Source organism: Lysinibacillus xylanilyticus (genome assembly GCF_001708185.1).
Lineage (GTDB): Bacteria > Bacillota > Bacilli > Bacillales_A > Planococcaceae > Lysinibacillus > Lysinibacillus xylanilyticus_A.
Genome location: NZ_MDDN01000025.1, coordinates 23239 through 33636, shown reverse-complemented (window position 1 = coordinate 33636; position 10398 = coordinate 23239). Strand labels below are relative to the sequence as shown.

Annotated in this window: 9 protein-coding genes and 2 rRNA genes; 6 read left to right on the top strand and 5 right to left on the bottom strand. The window is 38.4% G+C overall.

Annotated elements, in window-relative coordinates:
- Together BFJ97_RS22220 and rrf are read left to right on the top strand one after the other, a co-directional pair.
- Positions 1–106 (top strand): 23S ribosomal RNA (locus BFJ97_RS22220); the annotation flags it as partial.
- Positions 107–329: 223 nt separating this feature from the next.
- A 5S ribosomal RNA gene (gene rrf, locus BFJ97_RS22215) occupies positions 330–445 on the top strand.
- Positions 446–571: 126 nt separating this feature from the next.
- Here rrf and BFJ97_RS22210 read toward each other — a convergent pair.
- From BFJ97_RS22210 to BFJ97_RS22190, 5 genes are all read right to left on the bottom strand, one after another.
- Positions 572–2026, bottom strand: coding sequence for an alanine/glycine:cation symporter family protein (locus BFJ97_RS22210; RefSeq protein WP_068986791.1), 1455 nt, complete (start codon positions 2024–2026; stop codon positions 572–574).
- Between the two features lie 472 nt (positions 2027–2498).
- Positions 2499–3716, bottom strand: a complete 1218-nt coding sequence (locus tag BFJ97_RS22205) for an NAD(P)/FAD-dependent oxidoreductase (RefSeq protein ID WP_068986790.1) — start codon at positions 3714–3716, stop codon at positions 2499–2501.
- A complete protein-coding gene (locus BFJ97_RS22200; protein ID WP_068986789.1) occupies positions 3706–4047 on the bottom strand; it encodes a (2Fe-2S)-binding protein in 342 nt (113 codons plus the stop codon). Before BFJ97_RS22200 ends, BFJ97_RS22205 begins: the two co-directional genes overlap by 11 nt.
- Complete coding sequence (locus BFJ97_RS22195; RefSeq protein WP_068986788.1) at positions 4047–4313, bottom strand: (2Fe-2S)-binding protein; 267 nt, start codon at positions 4311–4313, stop codon at positions 4047–4049. The genes BFJ97_RS22200 and BFJ97_RS22195 overlap by 1 nt, the downstream gene beginning before the upstream one ends.
- A 140-nt stretch (positions 4314–4453) precedes the next feature.
- Positions 4454–6160: a sigma-54 interaction domain-containing protein gene (locus tag BFJ97_RS22190; protein WP_068986787.1), complete on the bottom strand. Its 1707-nt coding sequence runs from the start codon at positions 6158–6160 to the stop codon at positions 4454–4456.
- Between the two features lie 153 nt (positions 6161–6313).
- Here BFJ97_RS22190 and BFJ97_RS22185 point away from each other — a divergent pair, with 153 nt between their 5' ends.
- From BFJ97_RS22185 to dapA, 4 genes are read left to right on the top strand one after another with little or no spacing between them, the layout of a single operon-like run.
- Positions 6314–7495 carry an NAD(P)/FAD-dependent oxidoreductase gene (locus tag BFJ97_RS22185; protein WP_068986786.1) on the top strand — a complete coding sequence of 394 codons (1182 nt, stop codon included), beginning with the start codon at positions 6314–6316 and terminating at the stop codon, positions 7493–7495.
- Entirely contained in the window at positions 7492–8511 is a 1020-nt protein-coding gene (locus BFJ97_RS22180) for a proline racemase family protein (RefSeq protein WP_068986785.1), read from the top strand. The genes BFJ97_RS22185 and BFJ97_RS22180 overlap by 4 nt, the downstream gene beginning before the upstream one ends.
- A gap of 14 nt (positions 8512–8525) precedes the next feature.
- The gene (locus tag BFJ97_RS22175) at positions 8526–9398 is read left to right on the top strand and encodes a proline racemase family protein (protein ID WP_068986784.1); all 873 of its coding nucleotides are present in this window, start codon (positions 8526–8528) and stop codon (positions 9396–9398) included.
- Positions 9399–9429: 31 nt separating this feature from the next.
- A complete protein-coding gene (dapA, locus tag BFJ97_RS22170; RefSeq protein WP_068986783.1) occupies positions 9430–10332 on the top strand; it encodes a 4-hydroxy-tetrahydrodipicolinate synthase in 903 nt (300 codons plus the stop codon).
- Positions 10333–10398: the final 66 nt, after the last annotated feature.

Sequence of the window (10398 nt, the reverse complement as noted above, 5' to 3'; positions counted from 1 at the left end):
CGCAAGTAAGTAAGATCCCTCAAAGACGATGAGGTAGATAGGTTCGAGGTGGAAGTGTGGTGACACATGGAGCTGACGAATACTAATCGATCGAGGACTTAACCAAAATGTTTGAAACATTCAATGCGCCGTTTATCCAGTTTTGAAAGAACAAAACCTTTCATATAAGGGTTTCAAGATACGATGTATATTGAAAGCCGAAGAGAGCTTCAAGACACAAGTAGTATAAGGAAGCAAACGAGTGAATGAGGGAGCGTACCTCTGTACGTGACCGATTGAGCGAGAGAAGCTGACGCAGTAATACGCCGTGTATTGGAGGTCGACAATAGTCTAGTGATGATGGCAAAGAGGTCACACCCGTTCCCATACCGAACACGGAAGTTAAGCTCTTTAGCGCCGATGGTAGTTGGGGGCTTCCCCCTGTGAGAGTAGGACGTCGCTAGGCAAATGAAACAGTCAGCTGTGTGCTGGCTGTTTTTTATTTTATGGATAATCAGAAGTTGTAATCGATAAAAAGCATCCAACAATGAAAAATAGCAACTACAATCTTTTTGTTGTAGTTGCTATTTTTTTATTGAGTATGTTTATGCTTGTTGCTGTACTCTATCCAGAAATCTGCGTTATTAATACCTACTTCTCGTGGGTCAAAAATCGGATCGAGACCTGCCTTCTTTTGACGGTCGTAATCACGTAAAACTTTAATGGCTGGTTTTGTTAATAGAACAATAGCAATAAAGTTCAAATAACTCATACTCCCGAATCCAATATCTCCAAGCCCCCACATTAGACTAACAGATTGAACACTTCCAACATACACAACTATTAAGAAGATAAATTTTAAAACTAATTTTAATACAGGGTAACGCAGTTTTTTATCTAAATAGACAATTGTAGTTTCTGCTATATAGTAGTAAGCCATTAAAGTAGTGAATGCAAAAAGGAATATGGCAATGGCCACGAAACCACTTCCAAAATCTTCGAATACAGTAGAGACAGCGGCCTGAGTATAAGCAGTCCCTGCTACTACACCTGGAATGTTTTCTACTAGAGGTGTTGTGGCTCCAGGAGGAGTGACATTATACATACCTGTAATTAATATCATTAACGCAGTTGCTGTACAGACGATAATCGTATCGATGTATATTGAAAACCCTTGTACTAACCCTTGTTTAGCTGGATGGGATACTTCAGCAGCTGCAGAACTGAATGTAGCTTCACCAGCTCCGGCTACATTTGAAAATACCGCACGTCTGACACCCCAAGCAATAGCAGTACCCACTATACCGCCAAATATGGCATTTGTCCCAAAGGCGCTTGTAAGGATTAATTTAATCATACTAGGTATTTCACTTGCATTAGCACCTAAAATAATAAGTGTTAAAAGGACATAGGCCAGTGCCATAATAGGAACTACCTTATCTGCAACGCGGGCAATACGTTTAACACCGCCAAAAATTATCAATCCTAAAAGTACCACAATAATTATGCCCGTTACATATGGAGGAATATTAAATGCTGTATTAAATGACGTGGCAATTGTATTTGCTTGAATACCCGGTACTAAAACGCCATATGAAAGACAAATAACAAACGCTACAAAAATAGCAAAACCTTTAAGTTTTAAACCCTTTTCAATGTAATACGGTGATCCACCACGATATTGATCATCTGCTTTTTCCTTATACACTTGTGCTAAGGTAGATTCAATGAAGGCGCTTGCACCTCCAAGAAACGCCATAAGCCCCATCCAAAATACGGCACCTGGCCCACCCGCTGCGATAGCAGTAGCAACCCCTGCGATATTACCGACCCCAACACGACCAGATAAGGCCATACAAAAAGCTTGGAAAGATGATATCCCTTCGTTAGATTCTTTTCGTTCACGCAATAATCGTAGCATCTCGGGAATATAACGGAATTGTACAGCTCTGGTCAGAACAGTAAAATACAAACCTACCCCTAATGCTAAATAAACGAGTGCATTTCCCCAAATGTAATCGACTAATGTATTAACGATTGCTTCCATATGATTTTCCCCCTCCAACAACTAATTCTTTTTATAAGTCGAATAGCTTTTCATAAATGTCTAGCATTCTCACCATTTTTAAAAAGTTATACGCTTACATTTTCACAATGTGTAAACATATAGAATCCTTAAAACGCCTTACTGCATAGGACAGACTTTCGGTCATTAGTGAGTACACTTGCGTGAATCTTCTTTATTTATGAATTGAAGATAATAGTTAAAAAATACCTCCCTTCAAAAGTTTCCTCCCTTATCATTCTTAATGCATTTTTTGTGCCATAAAAAATACACTTCAGCAAAATCTGTACTTGATTGAACATTTCACTCTGGGAGCGCTTTCCTATGGCGTATAATAGCCCTATAAATAAAATAAAAATCCTTTTCTCTGTAGTGTGAGAAAAGGATTTTTAACTTCAGTTTGTAGTATTCAAATGTTATACACTTTTTTGTTTTGTCTAAAATACTGACAGTTTTAATTGGTAACATTTAGATATGACTCTATCCAGATTTTTTTCAATTGTTGGCGACCTGCTAAAACTTCTGGGTGGAATTGAATATGTGCGTTTGCTCTTGTTGTCTCGACATCTTCAATTGCGCGTTGAATCTCTTGCTGTGTAGTGCTGGTGCCTAATTTATGTGCGATTGTCAGCGCAGCAACTTTGCCTTGAGCTAACGCAACTTTCGCTCCTTCAATACCTGTAATATTGCCCGCAACATGTAGCCCATCTAAGTTGGTTTCCATTTGCTCATTATGTAACGGGATGAACCCACCTAATTGTTCAATATAATGGAATGGACAACCTGCTAAAGAAGCAAGTTCTGCTAAGGGATATAATCCTCCTGCGATACAAACAAAATCTGCTTTGATGCGTTTTTCACTGCCAGGAACGATGGAGCCGTCAGTATTTACTGTTGCAATGACTACACCTTCTACTTGATCTTTGCCAACTATTTCAACGACTGCTTTTCGTAACATAATTGGAATATCCCACATTTTCACTCCGTTTTTTGGATAGAAGGTAATACCTAACTTTTTCATAAATTCATTTTTCATAAACTTACTTCCGATTTTAACAAGGGGAGAGGGGGCCATATGAGATACATGTAGTAATGAATTCATAACCTCAATAGGGTTTCCGCTATCCTTTGTTAATAAGTTAGTAGCGGGTAATGTGATAGCTGCTACTTGAACGCCTGCGATTTGTAATTCCATCGCGATGGCTGAGGAAAGTACGTTAACGCCAATAATGACCCCACGTTTTCCAGGCTTTACACGGTGTACATTTGTCATTACTTGTGCAGCTCCTACAGACATTACACCAGGAAGTGTCCATCCTGGAATTGGGAATGGAGATTCAGCGGCACCTGTAGCTAATAGTAGCTGCCTTGTTCGAAATACACCTTTATTTGTATGGACAATCCACTCTTGCTCAATTTTTTCTAAATCTGAAACGCTCGTTTGTAGTAAAAGTTCGACATTGAGCGCTTTTGCACGTTCAAATAAACGCTTGGATTCTACAATACCATTCCACCATTTCCCTGGACTTTCTTCATATAATTGTCCAAGTAAGCGTCCTCCTGCATATAAGTATTCATCAATGACAAGAACAGCTATATTTTTTTCTGCTAATGTAATAGCGGCAGATAGCCCAGCAGGACCAGCCCCAATAATAATCACTTTATTTTCCATTGTTTTTCCTCCAGTCACGGACCGACGTAGGAAGTGTCTTACCACTGTTCACAACCATGCCATTAGAGACGGGTGTTATACATGCGCGTTCACCTTCTAAGCCGTTGACATTGACGCGACACTCAAAGCAGTGACCAATATTACAGTAGATGCCACGGGGGTGACCTGTTTCTTCATGGACACGTAAGGTGCGAATACCATTTGCAAGTAGGGCAGCTGCTAAGGATTCACCTTTGTATCCCTCATATTCTTTGTCATCAAAAGTGAAAGACACTTTTTCCTTTGAAGGTAAAACTCCTAAAACAGGGTGGCTCAAAATACGTTCAGTCATTATTTAACCTCCCCTAGGTCGGCAAACCGCACAGGACGAATAGGTGCCTGATATTTTAATGAAATTTCGCAGTCTAGTCGTGTGCGATGTTTGTGTGCGATTTGATCAACCATTGTACGACAAGTACGACCACCACAATAGCCCATACCTGCCCGTGTTCGAAGCTTAAGTTCACGGGCAGAGCAATTATTTTCAGATGCTACTTCTACGAGTTCATCGTAGCTAACTTCTTCGCAACGGCATACAATCATAGATTTATTTTGCATAACTACACCCCTAAGTAAGGAATTTTATTTACATATTAGTTACTGCAAAAACTGTGCCAAGAAGTGTTTTTAGAAGTACATTAATGCTTTGGTGCAAATTGAAAGAAAGTGTATAAAAAATTGACACTTATTTTAAAAAATTATACATCGATGTTTAATTTTTTTAATCGATTGTATAATGTTGCCCGAGTAATGCCTAAATTTTTGGCACAAATTTTTTTATTGCCATTTACTAAAGCAAGCTGCTCTAAAATAATTTCACGTTCATAATGCTCGAGTTGATTGCTTAGTTCCGTTCCTAGTGGAAAATCTTTTCGTACGTCAAGCATTTCACTTTTTGGAACAGCTGCTAAAATATCTGCAGGTAAATCTTCTATATGAATTGCCCCTTCATCAGAAAAAACAACGAGACGTTCTATAACATTACCTAGTTCACGAACATTTCCTGGCCATTGATACTGCAAAAGAATCTGTGAAATTTCAGGCGGAATCCCTTGAATGGGCCGATTGTATTTAATGGATTTCTCATATAAGAAGTAGTTACTAATCTCCAAAATATCAGAAGCTCGTTCTCGAAGTGGTGGTACTGTGAAATTTACGACGTTTAAACGATAATATAAATCTTCTCTAAATTTTCCTTCCTTCACTAATTGCTTTAGATCCCTATTAGTAGCAGCTACTAAATTAAAATCGACATCCATTTCCTTTGTGCCACCTACTGCATAAAATGTTTTTTCCTGCAGCAATCGTAAAATCTTTACCTGCATATCTAAAGGCATTTCTCCAATTTCATCTAAAAATAGTGTACCTCCTCGTGCAAGCTCAACTTTTCCTTTTTTTCCTTTTTGATGTGCTCCAGAAAAGGCTCCTTTTTCATAACCAAAAATCTCACTTTCGAATAAGCCACTTGGAATGGCCCCACAGTTGATGGCTACAAATGGGGCATCTGGTTTTTCACGAATTGCGTGAACTGCGCGTGCGAATAGCTCTTTCCCGACGCCACTTTCTCCATAGATTAAAATATTTGCCTCGGTTTTTGCGACCTTTTTTACTTTTTCGAGCACCTTTTTCAGTGTGGGGCTATTACCACGAATAAGTGTAAATGGGTCATAGGCTAAACCGTTCGTATTCATCTGTTTCTCTAAATTCAGTAATTTTTCAGAAGTAATATGAAGCTCTTCGTTTAATTTTTTAACATGGGTAATGTCTGTTTCGGCAACGACTGCGCCTATCGTTTGATCGTTTAACATAACAGGGTTGGAATTAATCATTACAACTAGATCTTCACGTGGAAAATGTTGTTGTTGATAAACGGATTTTCCATGCTGCAATGTATGTAAAATTTCAAGTTGATCTTCCTTAAAGAACTCTGTGATTGGCTTTCCAATAATATTTTCCCCAGATACAGAAAAAATACTTTCCGCTCCTTTAGTCCAATAAATCACGTTTTGATGACGATCAATGACAGTACACGATTCATTAATCGTTTCTAAAATGGTGTTTAAATAAGCGTTTATGCATTCTAATTCATACGCGAGATCGTACATCAAGGAATCTCTTGATAAATATCCTATATATTGTTTTGTTTCATCACGTATAAGTAAGAATTCATATTCCTCCAAATAATCAAGTGCTGTTTTGATTGGGCAATCCATGCGGACAATTTGACAGGCTATATAGTCAAAATCACTTTTTCTTTTCCCTCGTTTCACTGCATACGGTTTATCATTTTCAATGACAAAGTACTGTAACTTGTCATCGTTAAGTATAGTCACAACATTCTCTATTGGGATAAAAGCCAAATTCCGTTTTAACATTTTATTCATAATTAAATGGTATGGATGCAAAATAAGGCCTCCTTCATTAATCATATGTTCAATTTTTTTGAATAATATAAATAATTTTGACACATACTACATAGTTTATCAAACAAATTTCGAATAGATAGTTTGGCACGTTTTTTGCAGAATGTTAAGTGCTAGCAAAAAGGGGGGAGAGTCTTGCAGAAATCTCATCATGATATCGTAGTTATTGGCGGTGGCATTATTGGCGGGGCAATTGCTTATTATTGTGCAAAGGCTGGTCTAGAAATAATGGTACTCGAAAAAAATGAATTGGCGAGTGGTACATCTTCTCGCTGTGATGGAAATATTTTAGCTATAGATAAGGATCCGGGTTTTGATAGCCAGATGTCATTAGTAAGCCAACAATTAGTACATGAGTTAGATAAAGATTTGGAAATTAAATTTGAATATCGCAACCCTGGAAGTATTCTTGTTTGTGAAAGTGATGTAGAAATGGAAGCCGCTCAGCAATGGGTAACTCGTCAACAAGAAGCGGGTTTAGATTTTAATATGTTAGATCGCGCAGACTTGCGAAACGAGTCAAAATTTTTTGCAGATGATTTGTATGGTGGATTGGAGTGTAAAACAGATTCCACAGTAAATCCTTATATGCTGACATTTTCTATGTTCCATTCAGCAGAGAAATTTGGTGCAAAAATACGAAAACATACAGAAGTAAAAAACATAAAGAAACAGCCAAATGGCACGTTTTTAATCGACACTAACGAAGGGATAATGACAGCCAATAAAGTCATTAATGCTTGTGGTATTTGGGCACCGATTATTGGACAAATGCTCGAGGTTGACGTACCTATTAAACCACGTAAAGGTCATATTATTGTTGCATCACGTCAGCAACCAGTAGGTCTGAGAAAGGTAATGGAATTTGGTTATTTGATTTCTAAATTCGGTGGAGAGCGTATGGTGGATGCGGATATCGAAAAATATGGGGTTGCTTTAGTATTTGAACCGACAGAAGCACAAAATTTTTTAATAGGGAGTAGTCGTCAATTTGTTGGCTTTGATACGAAAGTAAATCATGATGTCGTGAAAATGATTGCCAGACGTGCAGTACGCTTTTATCCGAAAATCGCTGATATGTCGGTTATTCGTACATATGCGGGGCTAAGACCATGGACAGAGGATCATTTACCAATTATTTGCGAAGTACAGGAGATACCAGGCTTCTACATAGCGGCAGGCCATGAAGGGGACGGTATTAGCTTAGCCGCAGTCACAGGAAAGCTTGTGCAAGAATTGCTACAACACAAAGATACATGTATTCCTACTGAGCCAGTAAATATTAATAGATTTAAGAAAGGGGTACTCCACAAATGAAATTTCAAAAGTTATTTACAACAATTGATACCCATACAGGTGGAAATCCAACGCGTTCACTCATTAGTGGCATGCCGAAGCTTGAAGGAGAAACGATGTCTGACAAAATGCTTTATATGCAAAAGCACTTTGACTGGATCCGAAAATTTCTTATGAATGAGCCTCGTGGCCATAGTGTTATGTCAGGTGTTATTATTACGGACCCTTGCCATCCAGAAGCTGATTTAGGTGTGATTTATATTGAAACTGGAGGCTACTTACCGATGTGTGGGCATGACACAATTGGCGTTTGCACAGCACTTGTTGAATCGAATTTAATTGAGGTTCAAACCCCTTATACACATATTAAATTAGACACACCGGCAGGTTTAATTGATGTAAAAATTAAAGTAGAAGATGGTATGGCCAAGGAAGTAACGTTTAATAACGTACCTTCTTTTCTATTAAAGACAGTTGAAATTGAAGACCCTGCACTCGGTATTGTTGAATGTGAAATTGCGTATGGAGGTAATTTTTACGGCATTATTGATGCTAGAAAAATTGATCTCGATTTATCAGTAGAAAATGCTACGAATATTATTAATACAGGTATTCGTCTTCGCAATGCCGTGAATGCCAAGGAAGAGATCGTACATCCTGAGTTTTCGTTTATTCATGGGTTAACGCATATCGAGTTTTATACAGATCCAGTAAATGAATTAGCAGATTTAAAAAATACAGTCGTTGTACCGCCGGGCGGAATTGATCGTTCGCCATGTGGTACAGGTACTTCAGCTAAAATTGCGACACTGTACACAAAAAATGAGCTCTCTATTAATGAACCGTTCATTTATGAAAGTATTGTAGGTACATTGTTTCAGGCGCGTGTACTAGAGGAAGTAGCTGTTGGCGATTTGACAGCCGTTATCCCAGAAATAACAGGATCTGCATGGGTAATGGGTATGCATCGATTCTTTTACAATGATCAGGACCCGTTAAAAGAGGGCTACCTGATGATTCCACCAATGGATCACTAAAGGAGGTTAGATATATGAACTATCATAAATCTTTTCAAACGATTGATACACAGGTAGTTGGAGAAGCTTTTCGTATAGTCGTGCAATCGCCTATCGCAATTTCTCAGGAAAATATAGTGGAAGCGGCCAATGCATTAAATACACAATTTGAAAATACAAAACAACTTCTATTAAACGAACCGCGTGGGCATCGTGGTATGAACGGATGCATTATCTTGCCATCAGCTGTTGCATCATTCCGTTTATTATTTTTCCAGCACGATGCTTCTACAGATTTTAAGTATGAGGCACTTGTAGCTACGACGACAGCATTAATAGAGCTTGGAACAATTGAAGTATCAGAGAATGATATGTATACGATTGAAACAGTAAAAGGTATCTACAAAGTAAGTGTACAACTTTCGGAGAAAAAGGATGCAGTACTGTCAGTTCAATTGACAGTGAAGCCAGCGCTTGTAGAAGAAGGGTTCGTGGTGATAGATGGTGAGCGACGTTATATTGTTTTAGAAAAGCCACAACGATTAAAGACACTTGTCCTAGAAGAGCTAGCAGATATTAGTACTTGGGGAGTAAATGAAAGTACAAAATATAGTGCAGCTGATGGTGTCATTGTGTATGAAAAAGTAGACAGTGAAGTACGTTCAGTAACATTTGAACGTGATGGCTATATTCTTCGCTCACCAAGTGTAGATAGTACACTTGCATTAATAGCAGTCTTAGGCGATGATGCTGTTCAAAAAAATAACAGTATTTTTTGCAGTTGTATTGAAATTGTAAACAAACATGAGGTTGGCTACGAAATTGCATTAACAGGATATATCACAGGAATCCATCAATTTGTAGTAGACAGTGAAGATCCGCTACAACAAGGATTTGTCATTGTGTAAATATAATTGAATTACTTAGGAGGAAAGAAGCATGAAAAAATTAGAAGGTTCATTTCCAGTATTAGTAACGCCAATGTTAAACCAAACAGACATCGATTGGGAAGGCTTCCGTCAAAACATCGAGAATTTTATTGAAGCTGGCGTAAAAGGTATTGCCATTAACGGTAGCACAGGCGAATTCGTAAGTTTATCTAAAGAAGAGCGCTTTAAAGCAGTAGAAGTAGCGGTTGATCAAATTAAAGGGCGTATTACATTAATTGTTGGTACGGCTGCAGAAACAACAGCAGAGGCAATCGCGTATACACAACAGGCTGAACAAGCAGGAGCAGATGCAGCTTTGCTCATTAACTCTTATTACGCACATCCCAAAGATGAAGAAATCTATTTACATTTTAAATCAGTTGCAGAATCAGTAAGCTTCCCAATTATGATTTATAATAATCCATTCACTTCTGGTGTGGATATTGGCTTAGAAACAATATTAAAAGTGGGCCGAGATGTACCAAACATTACACATATTAAAGAATCCAGCGGTAGCATCGGCAAAGCGCGTGATATTGTGCGTCAAGGACAAGACAACATTAAAGTGTTTTGTGGTTCAGAAGATTTAGCAATTGAATCATTCCTTGTTGGTGCGGTTGGTTGGATTTCTGTATCAGGAAACATCGTGCCTGAACTTGTAACGGAATTGTATAACAATGTGCAAGATGGGAATCTAGATGAAGCATGGGCTATTTACGATCGTTTATTACCATTATGTGCGTTTTTAGAAGGATCAGGTAAATACGTACAAATTGCAAAACGTGCAATGGAATTAAAGGGCTGGGCGGGCGGACCTTGTCGTTTACCGCGTCTCCCATTAACAGAGGAAGAAGATGCACAACTAAAAGCAATCATGGCTGACTTAGACGTACTTGTTATCGAGCATAAGTGATTTTGAAAGGAATCGTGTTGGTCCTCGCGCAGGCCTGGGCACAATTCAAAATCCAATCGCAATGTT